General features: G+C 67.1%; 18 protein-coding genes. 10 read left to right on the top strand and 8 right to left on the bottom strand.

Annotated elements, in window-relative coordinates; genetic code table 11:
• Positions 1 to 45: 45 nt before the first annotated feature.
• Positions 46 to 1,704, bottom strand: coding sequence for a serine hydrolase (locus C8C94_RS03055; protein WP_121419667.1), 1,659 nt, complete (start codon positions 1,702 to 1,704; stop codon positions 46 to 48).
• Positions 1,705 to 1,934: 230 nt separating this feature from the next.
• On the opposite strand from C8C94_RS03055, the gene serB reads away from it, so the two are divergent.
• The 5 genes from serB (at position 1,935) to C8C94_RS03030 (ending at position 7,044) form a co-directional block, all read left to right on the top strand.
• On the top strand, positions 1,935 to 2,648 hold the full coding sequence (gene serB / locus C8C94_RS03050) for a phosphoserine phosphatase SerB (protein WP_121419666.1): 714 nt from the start codon (positions 1,935 to 1,937) through the stop codon (positions 2,646 to 2,648).
• A 22-nt stretch (positions 2,649 to 2,670) separates the two neighbouring features.
• Positions 2,671 to 3,252: a redoxin domain-containing protein gene (locus C8C94_RS03045; protein WP_121419665.1), complete on the top strand. Its 582-nt coding sequence runs from the start codon at positions 2,671 to 2,673 to the stop codon at positions 3,250 to 3,252.
• A gap of 157 nt (positions 3,253 to 3,409) precedes the next feature.
• Positions 3,410 to 3,874 (top strand): (2Fe-2S)-binding protein, encoded by a 465-nt coding sequence (locus C8C94_RS03040; RefSeq protein WP_121419664.1) that lies wholly within the window; start codon positions 3,410 to 3,412, stop codon positions 3,872 to 3,874.
• On the top strand, positions 3,871 to 5,979 hold the full coding sequence (locus C8C94_RS03035; protein ID WP_121419663.1) for a xanthine dehydrogenase family protein molybdopterin-binding subunit: 2,109 nt from the start codon (positions 3,871 to 3,873) through the stop codon (positions 5,977 to 5,979). The genes C8C94_RS03040 and C8C94_RS03035 overlap by 4 nt, the downstream gene beginning before the upstream one ends.
• A gap of 30 nt (positions 5,980 to 6,009) precedes the next feature.
• The gene (locus C8C94_RS03030; protein ID WP_121419662.1) at positions 6,010 to 7,044 is read left to right on the top strand and encodes a helix-turn-helix transcriptional regulator; all 1,035 of its coding nucleotides are present in this window, start codon (positions 6,010 to 6,012) and stop codon (positions 7,042 to 7,044) included.
• A 40-nt stretch (positions 7,045 to 7,084) separates the two neighbouring features.
• Here C8C94_RS03030 and C8C94_RS03025 read toward each other — a convergent pair whose 3' ends face one another.
• Positions 7,085 to 7,615: an Rrf2 family transcriptional regulator gene (locus C8C94_RS03025; protein WP_055402311.1), complete on the bottom strand. Its 531-nt coding sequence runs from the start codon at positions 7,613 to 7,615 to the stop codon at positions 7,085 to 7,087.
• A 92-nt stretch (positions 7,616 to 7,707) separates the two neighbouring features.
• On the opposite strand from C8C94_RS03025, the gene ytfE reads away from it, so the two are divergent.
• On the top strand, positions 7,708 to 8,478 hold the full coding sequence (ytfE, locus tag C8C94_RS03020) for an iron-sulfur cluster repair protein YtfE (RefSeq protein WP_199731167.1): 771 nt from the start codon (positions 7,708 to 7,710) through the stop codon (positions 8,476 to 8,478).
• Positions 8,475 to 8,915: a group III truncated hemoglobin gene (locus C8C94_RS03015; RefSeq protein WP_121419661.1), complete on the top strand. Its 441-nt coding sequence runs from the start codon at positions 8,475 to 8,477 to the stop codon at positions 8,913 to 8,915. The genes ytfE and C8C94_RS03015 overlap by 4 nt, the downstream gene beginning before the upstream one ends.
• A gap of 33 nt (positions 8,916 to 8,948) precedes the next feature.
• Here C8C94_RS03015 and C8C94_RS25705 read toward each other — a convergent pair whose 3' ends face one another.
• Together C8C94_RS25705 and C8C94_RS03010 are read right to left on the bottom strand one after the other, a co-directional pair.
• Positions 8,949 to 9,122, bottom strand: coding sequence for a LiaI-LiaF-like domain-containing protein (locus C8C94_RS25705; RefSeq protein ID WP_171012331.1), 174 nt, complete (start codon positions 9,120 to 9,122; stop codon positions 8,949 to 8,951).
• A 37-nt stretch (positions 9,123 to 9,159) separates the two neighbouring features.
• Positions 9,160 to 10,053, bottom strand: a complete 894-nt coding sequence (locus C8C94_RS03010; RefSeq protein WP_121419660.1) for a LysR family transcriptional regulator — start codon at positions 10,051 to 10,053, stop codon at positions 9,160 to 9,162.
• Positions 10,054 to 10,178: 125 nt separating this feature from the next.
• On the opposite strand from C8C94_RS03010, the gene C8C94_RS03005 reads away from it, so the two are divergent.
• Complete coding sequence (locus C8C94_RS03005; protein WP_199731165.1) at positions 10,179 to 10,730, top strand: GNAT family N-acetyltransferase; 552 nt, start codon at positions 10,179 to 10,181, stop codon at positions 10,728 to 10,730.
• The gene (locus tag C8C94_RS03000; RefSeq protein WP_121419659.1) at positions 10,727 to 11,809 is read left to right on the top strand and encodes a branched-chain amino acid ABC transporter permease; all 1,083 of its coding nucleotides are present in this window, start codon (positions 10,727 to 10,729) and stop codon (positions 11,807 to 11,809) included. Before C8C94_RS03005 ends, C8C94_RS03000 begins: the two co-directional genes overlap by 4 nt.
• An 8-nt stretch (positions 11,810 to 11,817) precedes the next feature.
• On the opposite strand, the gene C8C94_RS02995 is transcribed toward C8C94_RS03000, so the two are convergent.
• The 3 genes from C8C94_RS02995 to C8C94_RS02985 are packed head-to-tail and all read right to left on the bottom strand — an operon-like array spanning position 11,818 to position 12,888.
• A complete protein-coding gene (locus tag C8C94_RS02995) occupies positions 11,818 to 12,045 on the bottom strand; it encodes a DUF3820 family protein (RefSeq protein WP_121419658.1) in 228 nt (75 codons plus the stop codon).
• A 13-nt stretch (positions 12,046 to 12,058) separates the two neighbouring features.
• The gene (locus C8C94_RS02990; protein WP_121419657.1) at positions 12,059 to 12,421 is read right to left on the bottom strand and encodes a translation initiation factor Sui1; all 363 of its coding nucleotides are present in this window, start codon (positions 12,419 to 12,421) and stop codon (positions 12,059 to 12,061) included.
• Complete coding sequence (locus tag C8C94_RS02985) at positions 12,418 to 12,888, bottom strand: DUF2721 domain-containing protein (protein ID WP_121419656.1); 471 nt, start codon at positions 12,886 to 12,888, stop codon at positions 12,418 to 12,420. Before C8C94_RS02985 ends, C8C94_RS02990 begins: the two co-directional genes overlap by 4 nt.
• 213 nt (positions 12,889 to 13,101) lie before the next feature.
• Between C8C94_RS02985 and C8C94_RS02980 the strand changes: the two genes are divergently transcribed.
• Positions 13,102 to 14,382 carry a DEAD/DEAH box helicase gene (locus tag C8C94_RS02980; RefSeq protein WP_121419655.1) on the top strand — a complete coding sequence of 427 codons (1,281 nt, stop codon included), beginning with the start codon at positions 13,102 to 13,104 and terminating at the stop codon, positions 14,380 to 14,382.
• A 51-nt stretch (positions 14,383 to 14,433) separates the two neighbouring features.
• Here C8C94_RS02980 and C8C94_RS02975 read toward each other — a convergent pair whose 3' ends face one another.
• Positions 14,434 to 14,778, bottom strand: coding sequence for a DUF6172 family protein (locus C8C94_RS02975; RefSeq protein ID WP_121419654.1), 345 nt, complete (start codon positions 14,776 to 14,778; stop codon positions 14,434 to 14,436).
• Positions 14,779 to 14,840: the final 62 nt, after the last annotated feature.

Raw genomic sequence — 14,840 nt, 5'->3', positions numbered from 1 at the left:
TGAACCTGGTAGCTTCATTGCCGATGGTCATGCAAAGCCGAAGCGCTACTCCCCGCGCCCCCGCACCTGCGCCCTGAACCCCCAGTTGTTCTCCAGCCCCACATTCACCGCCTTCCCGCCGTCCTCGAATTTCAGCGTGACCACGGTGACCTCGCCATCCGCCACCGAGCGCGAGATGAGCTGAAAGGTCTGCGCATCAAGCCAGTGGCCCTTGATGGCGATGACCGCATTGGGTCCCTGCTGCGCGGTGCGGTACTTCCCATCCAGGCCCAGCGGGCCGGCAACCGGCTCGCGAGGCAAATCGGGGCGGCTGCTGTCGAAGGTGACCTCATAGCGCGGGTTGGCAGGCGTGAGATCCAGCACCAGGCGCTGGATGCCCATGCCGTTGCGCTCCAGCAGCCAGGCCTTGCGCGAAACGGTGGCGGCCAGTTCGGGCGTGGTGGTGGGGATGGCGCTGGGCTTTTCCACCCCGGCGTCGCGGATACGGGCGGCCAGATGGTCCTGCCCGGCAGCGTCAGCAGGCAGGGGCTCGCGCGAGCGCACGGCGGCGGTGATGTGGTCGATGAACAGGGGCAGCGGGTAGTGGCGCCGGCCGGTCACGGCGACGACCACGTCGAGGTCGGGCAGCACCACGATGAGCTGGCGGTTGAAGCCGGCCGTGAAGTACGCGCGCTTGGAAGGGATGCTCCACCAACCGTTGGCGTACTTGAGGGAGGGCGCCCCGTTGCTGGTGCCAAAACCCATGTCCACCACGGGATTGAAGACCTGCTCCACCCAGGCGGCGGGCAGCAGCTGGCGGCCGTTCCACTGGCCCATGCGCAGGTAGAGGTAGCCGATGCGCGCCATGTCGCGCGGGTGCAGGTACAGGCCCCAGCCGCCGACCTCCAGGCCCTGCGGGTCCTTGCGCCAGCGTACGTCGGTGATGCCCAAGGGGCCGAACAGGCGTTTTTGCGCATAGGCCAGGGTGCTGCCGCCGGTCTTGTGCGCCAGGATGGCCGAGAGCAGATGGGTGTTGCCACTGTTGTAGTTGAAGCCCGTGCCGGGCGCCTGGGCCATGGGCCGGTCGAGCACAAAGCCCTGCCAGTCGCGCGTGCGGGTCAGCTGCAGCATGGTCTCTGGCACGGCGTCGCTGAGCGGCTCGATCCAGTTCAGGCCCGAGGTCATGTCCAGCAGGTGGCCCACAGTCATGGCCTTCTTGGAGGCATCGGCGTTGGCGACCTTGCGGTCAGCAAAGAAGTCAAGCACGGGCGCATCGCGCGAGGCGATCAGCCCGTCCTGGATGGCCATGCCGGTGAGCGTGGCGACGACACCCTTGGTGGTGGAGTTGACGGCATGCTTGAGCCCCTCGCGGTAAGGGGCATAGAAGGCCTCGGCCACCAGGCTGCCGTGTCGGGTGACGAGCAGGCTGTCCATGCCCTGCGCTGCGCCAAAGTCGACGAGCTTGGCCAGCGCTGCGGAGTCCATGCCCTGCGCCTCGGGCGTGCTTTCTGCCCAGTCGTCAGCAGGCCAGATAGCGGCGAGAGGGGCTTCGGCAGCCGATGCAGCGGGGGATGCGGCAGGTGATGCGGGGGCCGCTGCATCCTGCGCTCCCGCTGGGGTAAAAGGCACCGCCGCGCTGGCCAGCAGTACGGCCGTGGCCTGCCTGCGGTTGATCCATGTCGCGGAGACTTTCTCTCCCGCGTTGCCGTCTCTGTGCATGGCCATCGTCAGTACCCTCAGTGCATGTTGTGCAGAAATCATATGCGCCCATGGGCCCGTACTGCACATCGTCCGCATCCCAGGCAAACCCAAGAGCTGGAAGCAACCGCTCTCGGCCGCGAGCCGCGGAATTTATGCCCTGCGGGGCGATACGGTTTGGGGCTGTCGAGTACGCAGGCGCGGGCGATACCATTGCAGGTTGTGCTCCCCCAAAAAATCGACTCCCACGTTCTGCCATGACCCACGCTACCGAATTCGCGCCCGGCCTTGTTGTCCAGGGCATTGAAGCCCCCCTGTCCCTGTCGAGCTACAAGCTCATCGCGTTTGACATGGACTCCACCCTCATCAACATCGAGTGCGTGGACGAAATCGCCGACGCCGCAGGCCGCAAGGCCGAGGTGGCCGCCATCACCGAAGCGGCCATGCAAGGCGTGATCACCGACTACAAGGAAAGCCTGCGCCAGCGCGTGGCCCTGCTCAAGGGCGTGACGGTGCAGCACATGGAACAGGTGTTCACCGAGCGCCTGCGCTTTAACCCAGGCGCCAAGGAGCTGATCACCGCCGCCAAGGCTGCAGGCCTGACGACGCTGCTGGTCTCTGGCGGTTTCACCTTTTTTGCCGACCGCGTGAAGGCCGGGCTGGGCATTGATTTCGCCCGCTCCAACATGCTCGAAGTGCAAGATGGCCAACTCACCGGCCGCATGGTGGACCAGGCCTGGGGCGATATCTGTGATGGCGCCGAAAAGCGCCGCACGTTGCTGGAAGTGGCTTCGCTCATGGGCATCTCGCCCCAGCAGGCGATTGCCGTGGGCGATGGCGCCAATGACCTGCCCATGATGGGCGCGGCGGGCCTGTCGGTGGCCTACCACGCCAAGCCCGCCGTGCGCGCGCAGGCCAAGGTGGCCATCAACCAGGGCGGGCTGGACCGGCTGCTGGAAGTGCTGCGCTGATTCGCGACACCACAGCCCCGCCATGCTGAAGGCCCTTGCCACCCGTGCCGCGCAGTCCTTGCGCAAAAGCTGGAAGCAGCACCTGGCCACCCTCGCGCTCGCCTGGGTCGCCATCGTGGCGGTAGACACCTGGCGCACGCGCGACCTGCCCCAGGGCCCTGCGCCCGATGTGGCGCTGGTGATGGCCCCCAGCGCTGGCGCCACCGCCCCCACCACCCTGGCCCAGTGGCGCGCCCAGCACCCCGGTCAGGCCGTGGCCGTGCACTTCTGGGCCGAATGGTGTTCCATCTGCAAGCTGGAAGAGCCCAGCATCGCCAGCCTGTCCGCCGACTGGCCGGTGCTGGGTGTGGCCATGCAGTCGGGCAACGCCGAAAAGGTGGCCCAGGTGCAGCGCCAGCGCAGCATGGTCTGGCCTACGGCGGTGGACCCGCAGGGCACCCTGTCACGCAGCTGGGGCGTGCGCGCCGTGCCCGCGCTGGTGGTCATCGACGCGCACGGCCAAGTGCGGTTCGCCACCTCGGGCTACACACCCGAATGGGCCATGCGCCTGCGGCTGTGGTGGGCGCAGACCATGCCGCAGTGGAGTGCAATGCTTCCAAAATGATAGCATCTAGCGCTTGATGGACAAGCGCTGGAGGCCATTTTCATTCAAATCCCCGGCCCGACGCCAAAGTTGCCGCTCTGATCTGTTTGGCGCAGATCTTCAAGACCAACCGCCTCCGCCTTTGCACACTGGCCCCGTACCACCCACGGAGGCCCGCATGCACATCACCCTGAACCAACAGCCCCAGCCCGTACCACCCGGCTGGGAGGACGACCCCCTGCTTTGGCTGCTGCGCGAGCCCCTGGGCCTCACGGGCACCCGCTTTGGCTGCGGCATGGGCCAATGTGGAGCCTGCACCGTGCTCATCGACGGCGTAGCGCAGCGCGCCTGCCTGCAGACGGCGCGCGGGCTGCAAGGGCGCTCCATCACCACCATCGAGGGGCTGGCGGCGCCCGACGGGACGCTGCACCCCGTGCAACAGGCCTGGCTGGACCTGCGCGTGCCCCAGTGCGGCTACTGCCAGAGCGGCCAGATCATGGGCGCCGTGGCCTTGCTGCGCGCCACACCCCGCCCCAGCGATGCGCAGATCGACGCCGCCATGTCGGCCCACCTGTGCCGCTGCGGCACCCAGCACCGCGTGCGCGCAGCCATCCACCAAGCAGCCGGGGGAACCAAACCATGAAGCGCCGCCAGTTTTTGGCAGCGGCAGGCGCCGGGGTACTCACCGTCACGCTGGCGGGCTGCAGCCTGGTGCCAGTGATCCCCAAGCGCCCCACTTCCACCGCCGATGACGCGCTGGGCTGGATACGGCACGAAAACGGCCGCTACACCCTGTGGCTGCCCAGCGCCGAAATGGGCCAGCAGATCAGCGCCGCCATGCAGGGCCTGGCCGCTGCCGAGCTGGGCGTGCCGCCTGCACAAGTACACCTGCAACTGCCCAGCACCCGCCACATCGCCCGCGTGCGCGCCACCGTGGGCAGCGCCAGCGTGCAGGACTTTGCCCTGCCCCTGGCCCGCGCCTGCGCCACGCTGCGCGAGGCCCTGGCGCAAGGCCAGACCACGGGAACGCTGGCCCCGCGCGACATCCCGGCCAGCGCGCTGCGCAGCCTGCAGGCGCGCACGGGGGCCGCCAAAGAAGCTGCGGCGGCGCCGGGCCAGCTGCACGCCCTCGTCACCGGCCGGCCGCTGTTTGCGGGCGACACGGGCCTGCCCGGCCTGCTCTATGGCCGCGTGCTGCGCGCACCGATGTCGGCCGAAATCACCTCACGCCCGCAAGCGTGGGATGAGACGGCCGCCCGCACCGACCCAGCCTGCGTGGCCGTGGTGCAGCACCCGCGCCTCGCACAGATGGGCAGCCTGGGCCTGGGCATCGTGGCGCGCACGCCCTCGGCGCTCGACCGCATCGAGGCCGCGCTGGCCGTGCAATGGCAGGTGGAAGATGGCAGCGCATTCGAGCAGGCCGCCATCGACGAGCGCATCGACATCGACACCCACCTGCGCCGGGGCGCGCTGCAGCACCGGCTGCGCAAGGACGACCTGCCCACAGACACAGCATGGACGCTGGACCTGCGCATGGACGTGCCCCTGGCCGCCCACGCGCCCATAGAGCCGCGCAGCGCAACGGCGCACTGGCTGGCCGCCGCAGACCAAGGCATCGCCCTGAAGGTATGGGCGGGCACCCAAGACCTGTTCTACATGCGCGACGTGCTCGCTCGCCAGCTGGGCCTGGATGCCGAACGTATCGAGGTGCAGGCCTGCCGCATCGGCGGCGGCTTTGGCGGCCGCACGCTGTGCACGGTGGAGCTGGAGGCCGCCGTGCTCGCCCAGGCTGCAGGGGCACCCGTCAAGGTGCAATGGAGCCGCGCGCAGGAGTTTGCCCAGGGCTTCCAGCGCCCGCCCTCCAGCCACCGTGTGCGGGCCCGCGTGCAAGGCGGGCGCATCACCCACTGGTGGCATGCGCTGGCCAGCAGCCACATCCTGTTCACACCCGCCGCCATGCCGGTGTGGATGCAAACCCTGGCCGACCTGGCGGGCGACAGCGGCGTGGCGCGCGGCGCACAAATGCCGTACGACGTGCCCCAGCAGCGCATCGAGTTCACCGCCCAGCGCCTGCCCGTGCACACAGGCCCCTGGCGCGGCCTGGGTGCGGGGCCCAACACCCTCGTGGTGGAGAGCACCATGGACGAATGCGCGCGCCACGTTGGGGCCGACCCGCTGGACTGGCGCCTGCAGCACACCACCGATGCACGCCTGGCGCAGGTGCTGCGCAGTGCCGCTGCAGAATCCAGATGGTCAGAGCGCCCCGCCAGCGACGCCACCACCTTGCGCGGGCGCGGCATCGCAGGCGGTATCTATAAGGGCGTGAGCTACGCCGCCGCCGTGGCCGACGTGGAGGTGCAACGCGCCACCGGCCAGGTGCGCGTAACGGCGCTGTGGTGCGCGCACGACTGCGGCCTGGTGCTGCAGCCTGACGGCGTGCGCGCGCAGTCCGAGGGCAACCTCGTGTGGTGCGTGGGCATGGTGCTGCACGAGAAGTTGCCCGTGGCCCGCTCGGGCGTGGCCGCCGCCAGCTTTGCCGACTACCCGCTGCCACGCATGGGCGACATTCCGCCGCTGCATGTGCACCTGATCGACAGCAGCGCGCCGCCCACCGGTGCCGGAGAAACCGCCATGGTGGCGGGGGCCGGAGCGATCGCCAACGCGCTGCGCGACGCCACCGGCGTGCGTTTTGCCCGCCTGCCGGTGCGCAGCGCGGATGTGCTGCGGGCCTTGAGCACGCGGAGCTGAATCAGGCAGCACCAACGGCACAATCCGCCCATGCAAGACTTTGCCAGCGCCGCCATGGTCCGCCTGCTGGTGCGCGCCATGGCTGCGCACGGGCTGGTGCCGCCACCGCCCCCACCGGGTGCCGACGGGCTGGCCGCGAGCCATGTGCCCCTGGCCTACAAACGCAGCGTGGTCGAAGCCGTGCTGCACCAGGGCGGCCTGGGCACACTTCTGCAGCTGGCCCAGCGGGTGGACCTGCTGGCGGGCGACCCGGTGCACCGCGCGCTGCTGGGCGCGAACGATGTGCCCGAACTGATGGCGCGCTGGCAGCGGCTGGAGCGGTATGTGCATTCGCGCCACCAGGTCAGCATCACGGCCAGCATCCCCGGCGAACTGGCACTGCGCCACCATGCGCGCCCCGGTGTGCCGGAAGAACCCCACCCCACCGAAAGCCTGGCAGTACTCGGCGTGCTGATGGGCGCCAGCCGGGCCCTGGGCGTGCGCGGGTTGCGGGTGGAGATCGGCGCGCCCGAGGCCGCAGGCCACCGCGTGAACCTGCGGATGGAAGCCCCAGCCACCACCCCGGCAGAACTGCACGCGCAACTGGCACCGCTGGCCGCGCAAAAGTTGCTAGGCCATTGGACCTTGCATTGGGAACATCACGAAAGCAACGCACCCACAACCCCCACCCAGCAGCCCCAGCCCGCCACCCACCTGTGCGACGCCCTGCCCTGGCCGCCGCTGGCGCACCAGCTGGCGCGCCATGTGCTGCAGGACCCGGCAGCACAGCACACGGTGGATGCACTGGCCCAACACACGGGCCTGGCCCGCCGCAGCCTGCAGCGGGCGCTGACCGAACGCGGCCTGAGCTGCCGCCAAATCGTGACCGAGGCACGCGCGCGCGTGGCCGCCCAATGGCTGCTGGAGAGCCCGCATGGCCTGGCTGAAATCGGGTTTGCGTGCGGCTTTGCAGACCAGCCCCACTTCACACGCGAATTTGCGCGGCATGTGGGCCTGACCCCGGCGCGCTACCGGCAGGCGTTTGCAGTCGGAGGCATGCAAGGGTCGGATTTGCTATCAATTTGATAGCAAAAACTCGATATCTATCGAGCGCAATGGACCATTTTTATTCAATATTTTCGGCTTTGGAGGGCAACCCGGCCACGGGTGCTCGCTTGCGCATGGCGCCGCCGCCCCGGGGCAGCGCCACCGTGGGCAGCAGGGCGCGTGCAGCCGACCCACCCGCAGCGGCCGGTGCCATCAGGTCGGCCAGCGTCACGCTGTCCAGCACCGCCAGGTAGGCCTGCATGGCCTGCCACAGCACGCCCTTGAGGCGACAGTGGTTGCTCAGGCGGCACTGGTTGGTGCCGGGATCAAAACATTCCACCAGGTTGAAGTCGGTCTCGGTGGCACGCACCACGGCGCCGATGTTGATGGCCGACGCCGGCACCATCAGCCGCATGCCACCGCCCCGCCCGCGCGTGGTCTCCAGCAGCCCCTGGGCGGCCAGCTGCTGCACGATCTTCATCAAGTGGCTGCGCGAGATGCCGTAGCCCTCGGCCACCTCGATGATCGTTACAGGTTGCTCGCGGCCTTCGGTGGCTGCGCAGTACATGAGCACGCGCAGCGTGTAGTCGGTCCATTGGGTCAGGCGCATGGTTTTTGCCGCAGGTCAATTGAAAGAGGTATGCAGGACGAATTTTATTGAATAAAATATTCATATCAAATGAATCTTTAAAAGGACCCGCCATGAATGCCCGCGTTGACCACCTGGAAGCTGCCTCCGCCCACCCCGCCCCGCTCAGCGCCGACCAGCAGATCGGCCAGATCGCGGTGCAACTGCCCGGTGCCACGGCGGTTTTTCGGCGTCTCAAGCTCGACTTTTGCTGCGGCGGCCAGGTGAGCCTGTCCAAGGCGGCTGCCGACAAGGGGCTGGACGCCGACGCCGTGCTGGCCGAGCTGGCGGCCTTGCAACGCAGCGACGCCGTGCCCGAAGCCGCATCGCCCAGCGCACTGATCGACCACATCCTGGCGCGCTACCACGAGGTGCACCGCCAGCAGCTGCCCGAGCTGATCCGCATGGCCCGCCGCGTGGAGGCCGTGCACCGCGACAACCCCCATGTGCCCGCCGGACTGGCCGACCACCTGGAAACCATGCACGAAGAGCTGCTCTCGCACATGCTCAAGGAAGAGCAGGTGCTGTTCCCCATGCTCAAGAGCGGCGGCAACCCCTTTGTGGGCCAGCCCATCGGCATGATGCGCGCCGAACACGTGGACCACGGCGAAGCGTTAGACAAGCTCAACGCCCTGACCAACGACGCCACGCCCCCCCAAGGCGCGTGCAACACCTGGCGCGCGCTGTATGCAGGCATTGCCCAGCTGGGCGATGACCTCATCAACCACATCCACCTGGAGAACAACGTGCTGTTCCCGGCGTTCGAAGCCGGCGCAGCGCCCTCGTCGCAAGGTTGCGGTCCGTCAGGCTGCGCGTGCAGCGGCGGGGGCACACTGCAGGCATGAACCTGCAAACCACTTCACCCGAGGGTCTTGGGGCACACGCACCACCCAGCGTGGAAAGCATCACGCAGCTGGTGCATGGCTTTTACGACGATGTGCGCCAGGACCCGCTGCTGGGGCCCGTGTTTGAAAAGGCCTTGCACGCCCAGTGGGACGCCCACCTGCAGCGGCTCGTGGACTTCTGGAGCACGGTGGCACTGGGCACGCGCAGCTTCAAGGGCGACGTGTTTGGCAAACACATGGCGCTGGAGGGCGTGACTCCCGCCCACTTTGCCGCCTGGGTGGGGCTGTGGCAGCAGCACACCAGCCGCCTGTTTGCCCCCGAGGTGGCGCACGACCTGCAGGTAGCGGCACACGGCATTGCGCGCAATTTGTTCCGGGGTTTCTTTGGCAGCGACCCGGCGTTTGTGACGCCGCACAGCGGGCACGGCGAGCGCTGAGCCCAGGCCTTTGCCTGGGTCTTTGCGCCAGGGCTACTTCTTCTTGTCGCCCGGTGTGAAGAACAGCGCCAGGCCCACCGCGATCAGCGCCACCGGCCACCACACCCGCAGCAGCTCGCGCAGGCTGATGCTGATCAGCCCCAGATTGGTCAGCAGAAAAAACACGCCCAGTACGACCAGAACAATGGCAGCGATATGGCCCTTCATGTGCATTCCCTCGGAGTAGTTGTGTATCTGAGGGCGATTATGGCGGGCCGGACAGCCGCGCCCCCAGGTGGTCCACAAACACACGCACCTTGGGGGACAAATGCCTGCTGGATGGCCACAGCGCGCGGAACTGGCGGCTGGGGCCCATGTCCTGCTCCAGCACACTGACCAACCGGCCATCGGCCAGGGCATCACGCACCAGAAAGTCGGGCAGACAGGCAATCCCGAGCCCGCGCAACGTGGCGCCCAGAACCGCCTCGATGTTGTTGCAGGCAAGTACGGTGCGCAGGCGCGGCTCGGCGCTGGCCACGCCCTCGCGCCAAGGCCAATCGAGCAGCTTGCCGGAGTCCGGATGGCGAAACCGCACGCAGGCGTGCTGTTCCAGATCGCGCATGGCCGCAGGCGTGCCATGGCGCGTCAGGTAGGCCGGGGCTGCGCATAACAGCAGCCGGAAGGCCTGCAACGGGCGCGAGACAAGGCGGGAGTCGCGCAGGTCACCGCTGCGGATGGCCACGTCAATGCCCTCGTCGATCAGATCGACCGCGCGGTCGCTGAAATTGATGTCCAGTTCCACCTCTGGGTGGCGGGTCAGAAACTCCGGCACCAGGGGGATCAGGAAGTGGTACCCCACGATGGGCGCGCTCACCCGCAGCCGCCCACGGGGGGCCTCGCGCGACAAGGACAGCATGGCCTGCGCATCGTCCAGGTCATCCAGGATGCGCCGACAGCGTTCGTGAAACAGATGTCCCTCTGCCGTGAGCTGGATGCGCCGGGTACTGCGCTGCAAGAGCCGCACACCCACCTCCTGCTCCAGCCGCGCCACGCCCTTGCCCACGGCAGACGCGGATATCGCGAGCGCCCGTCCTGCCGCCACAAAGCTGCCAAGTTCCGCCGTTTTGACAAAGGCCAACATGCCGCTGAGCTTGTCCATCTGCCCTCACGTGATTGCTTGATACGGTCAATTCAAGCGATTTGGTCCGCAATGAAAGGAATGGGAGTTACTTTTTCCACCATTCAGGCCAGTTTAACCTTTGCCAAGTCCACAAAACCCGCACCATGCCCACTCCGTTGTTCATTCGCGCCGCAGTCGGCAGTCCCTGTGCTGTCCACGATTCGCTGCTTGGCCTGCAAGCTGAATACCTAGCCTGGGTATACGGCGAGATGGCGCGGAGCTTTTCCGCCCTTCCCACCCGCGATGCGGGACAGCCCCACACTGAAGGCAACGCCGACGTGATTCAGGCGCTCTGCGCCGGGCGCACACCGGGCAGCGTTTTCTATCTGATGGAGGTCGATGGCGAAGCCGCCGGCATGTGTGGCCTACGTAGCCTGGGCGGCAACACCGCCGAGATCAAGCGCCTGTATGTCCGCCCTGCCTACCGGGGCATGCAGCTCGGGTCGTCCGCACTGCGCAGGCTGCTCGCCGACGCCCGTCTTTGGGGATACACCCGCATCTGCCTGGACACCGCCTTGTTCATGCAGGCTGCGCACTGTCTCTACGAAGCCCACGGCTTTACCGACTGTGCGGCCTACGAAGGCACCGAGGTGCCCGCCGCGCTGCAGGGCCAATGGCGCTTCATGCACCGCGCCATCACCCATCCTTGCCCATGAAAACGCTCTCCGCACGGCATGCCAGGCGCGCAGGCCTGGCAGCCATACTGCTCCTGCTGCCCCTGGTGCTGCAAAGCCTCGGACACCACTGGGTGCGTGTCGCAGACACCAGCCTGCTGTACGTGATGCTGGCGCTGGGCCTGAACGTCGTGGTGGGCTATGCGGGCCTGCTGGACCTGGGCTACGTCGCCTTCTACGCCCTGGGCGCCTACCTGTTCGCGTTACTGACCTCACCGCACCTGACCGACCACTTTGCCTGGATCGCGGCGCTGTTCCCGAACGGGCTGCACACCCCCTGGTGGGTGACCATCCCGCTGGCCGCCATCCTGGGCATGCTGCTGGGGGCGCCCACGCTGAGGCTGCGCGGTGACTACCTGGCGGTGGTCACGCTGGGCTTTGGCGAGATCGTGCGCCTGCTGGTCATCAACCTGGGCCACCCGGTCAACATCACCCACGGCGCCCAGGGCCTGGGGCTGATTGACCCGGTCCGCATCCTGGGAGTGGACCTGGGCCAGCCCCTGGTCGTGGCAGGCCACGAAGTAGCCTCCGTCACCCTCTACTACTACCTGTTCCTGACTCTGGTGCTGATCACCATCGTGATTTGCCAGCGCCTTCAGGATTCACGCATTGGCCGCGCTTGGATGGCCATCCGCGACGACGAGACTGCCGCGCGGTCCATGGGCATCAATACCCGCAATCTCAAGCTGCTGGCTTTTGGCGTGGGGGCCAGCTTTGGCGGAATCACCGGTGCCATGTTTGCTGCTTTCCAGGGCTTTGTTTCGCCCGAAGCCTTCAGCCTGAACGAGTCCGTGCTCATCGTGGCCATGGTGGTGTTTGGGGGCATGGGCCATATCCCGGGCGTGGTGTTGGGCGCAGTGCTGCTCGCGGCCCTGCCTGAAATGCTGCGCTATGTGGTCGGCCCTTTGCAGGCCGCGACCAACGGGCAGCTGGACGCCGGCGTGGTGCGCCCGCTGCTAATTGCGCTGGCGATGATCGTCACCATGCTGTGGCGCTCCAGTGGACTGTGGCCTGCACCCGACAAGGCACAAGCACCCGGATCAACCGGGCATAGCAGGTGACTTGCGGATCAGACCTTTGCAGCACCGGCCCCTCGCAACGGCTTGAGCAGGTCCGACAGCCCATTGTGGTCAATCTCGTGCATCAGCGCCAGCAATTGCCCCAGCTCGCCTTTGGGGAAGCCCTCGCGCGCAAACCAGTTCAGGTAGTTGCCCGGCAGGTCGGCCAACAGCGTGCCTTTGTATTTGCCGTAGGGCATCTCGGTGGTGACCAGGCGCTGCAATTTTTCCGAGTCCATCGGACAGCCCTCCTCAGCCGCCTGCCCGCTTGACCTTGTGGCCCAGCTTTTGCAGTGCGGCCATCACGCGCTCCACATGGTCGCCCTGCACTTCGATCACGCCGTCTTTCACCGTGCCGCCACTGCCGCAGGCGGCTTTGAGTTGCTTGCCCAGCTGCTCCAGTGCGGCCGCGTCCACCAGCACGCCCTTGACCAGGGTCACAGCCTTGCCGCCCCGGCCCTTGGTTTCACGCGACACCCGCACGATGCCATCTCCGGTGGGCAAAGGTTTGTTCTGATGGCCGGTACACTGCGCCACGGGCTGGCGGCAGCCGGGGCACATGCGGCCGGACTCGGTGGAATACACCAGGCCGCCCAGGTCAGCCAACGACTTCATGGCTTTTTTCCTTCCACCTCTTGCTGCAGCATGTGAAAGTTGAGCAGCCGGGTGGCCAGCATGGTCTCGGTCAAAAAACACACCAGCGCCAGCAAAAACGACACCACCCCCGCCAGAAAACCCGCCACGGCCAAGCGGTTGGACTGGAAGTTGGTGGTCTCGCCGAGGAACAGCAGGATGATGGTGATGCCGATCAGGAACGCACAGAACGTGAGCAGCCCGATGCAGCCATTGGCCAGCCGCCCACGCAGCCGCAAGTCGGCCAGTTCGTTGTAGGCGCGGGCCAGAAACTCGGGCTCGGTGTTGGCGCGGGCGCGGTCTTCCACCACGCGGGCCCGGTCGATGATGCGGGCCAACCGGCCCGCCACAGCGCCAATCATGCCGGACACGGCCGTGAGCAAAAACACGGGGGCCACCGCCAGCTGGATGCCGTGGGTGATGGCAGAGGAGTCAAGGGTGAGGGCCATGGTGCTTGGGAAACAAAGGAAAAACCGGCGAACCACCGGTGGCCCAATTATCAGGGTGATGGCGCGCGCAGCCAGGCCCTGCGCACCACGGCCTTGACTGCCTGGCGCGCGTGCAGGGGCTTCGGCAGCAACTGCGGCGACAATCGCCCCATCCCTTCCCACCGTTCGCGCTGTTGTGCGTCCCCCTTTCAACGCCGCCCCAGCGCTGCCTCCATGCCCTTTGCCTCCCTCGGTTTGTCCCCTGCCCTTGTCCACGCTGCAGAAAAAGCGGGTTTTGTAGCGCCCACGCCCATCCAGGCGGGGGCCATCCCGGCCATCCTGCAGGGGGCTGATCTGCTGGGAGCCGCCCAGACGGGTTCGGGCAAGACAGCCGCTTTTGCCTTGCCCTTGCTGCAGCAGCTGCAGCTGAGCGCCACCGGCGGCCCACGCCGGGTGCGCGCCCTGGTGCTGGTGCCCACGCGCGAGCTGGCCGCCCAGGTGGGAGAGGTGCTGCGCAGCCTGGCACAGCACCTGCAGCAGCCGCTGAAAGTGGCCATTGTGTTCGGCGGCGTCTCGATCAACCCGCAAATGCTGGGCCTGCGTGGCGGCGCCGACATTGTGGTGGCCACGCCGGGCCGCCTGCTGGACCTGGTAGACCACAACGCGCTGCGCCTGTCGGCCGTGGCGCACCTGGTGCTGGACGAGGCCGACCGCCTGCTGGACCTGGGCTTTGCCGAAGAACTGCAGCGCGTGCTGGCGCTGCTGCCTGCGCAGCGGCAGAACCTGTTCTTCTCGGCCACCTTCCCTGCCGCCGTGCAAGCGCTGGCCGATGGCCTGCTGAACAACCCGTTGCGCGTGGAGGTGCCCCACACGCCCGGCAACGAACCGGCCATCGAGCAACGGGCCATTGCGGTGGACGCCGTGCGCCGCACCCAGCTGCTGCGCTATCTGGTCAAGGAGCACAACTGGTCGCGCGTGCTGGTGTTTGTGGCCACGCAATACGCTGCCGAGCATGTGGCCGAAAAGCTCTACAAAGCGGGTATCTTTGCCACACCCTTCCACGGCGGCCTGAGCCAGGGCGCGCGCAAACAGGTGCTGCAGGAGTTCAAGGATGAACGCTGGCAGGTGGTGGTGACCACCGACCTGGCCGCACGCGGCATCGACATTGCGCAGTTGCCTGCGGTGGTCAATTACGACCTGCCACGCTCGGCCGTGGACTATGTGCACCGCATCGGCCGCACGGGCCGCGCGGGCGAGAGCGGTGTGGCCGTGAGCTTTGTGACGGCCGATGCCGAAGCACATTTCCGCCTCATCGAAAAACGTCAGCACCTCACCATCCCGCGCGAACACATTGCGGGTTTTGACCCCACCGAGGCCCCTGCGCCCGCGTCATCCGCAGATCCCCAGGGCACCGGCGGCATCAAGGGCAAGCGGCCCAGCAAAAAGGACAAGCTGCGCGCAGCAGCAGCGGTAGCTCCGGAATCGCCCTCCGCCGCCCATAAAAAAGGCTCCTGAAAGGAGCCTTTGGAAGCGCCGTGAAGGGCGGCCGCCCAAGCAGCCTCAGTCTCAGACCTCTTCGTCGCCGTCGTCCATGCCATCCGCATCAGCGCCTTGCGGCACGCCCGGCGCCCGTGGCGTGCGCTTGGCGGGCTTGGCCAGAATCTCGACATAGAACTGCGCTCCGCCCTCAGCGGCCACACCGTTGATCAGCCCGGTCAAGGCCGACAGGTGCGCCACGGTGGCGTCTTCCTTGGTGCGACCAAACTGGCAGTCAAAGTCCCAAAAATCAGCGCCTTCGGGCAGGTCGCGGCGCCGTTCGCGCTTGATGTACTTGCGGATTTCGTGCTTGACGGCATCCAGAACGCGGTCCCGGTTCTTGCCTTCAACATGGAGTTGGAAAGTTTTTCTCATGGGTGATGGTACCGCCTGTGACAGATATGGATTCCCAGCCGGGCACCCCAGTGCCACAATGG

Origin of the sequence: Acidovorax sp. 94 (assembly GCF_003634645.1) — a bacterium.
GTDB lineage: Bacteria > Pseudomonadota > Gammaproteobacteria > Burkholderiales > Burkholderiaceae_C > Acidovorax > Acidovorax facilis.
Note: the sequence above shows the minus strand (reverse complement) of the source record. Positions and strands in the feature narration are given on the sequence as shown.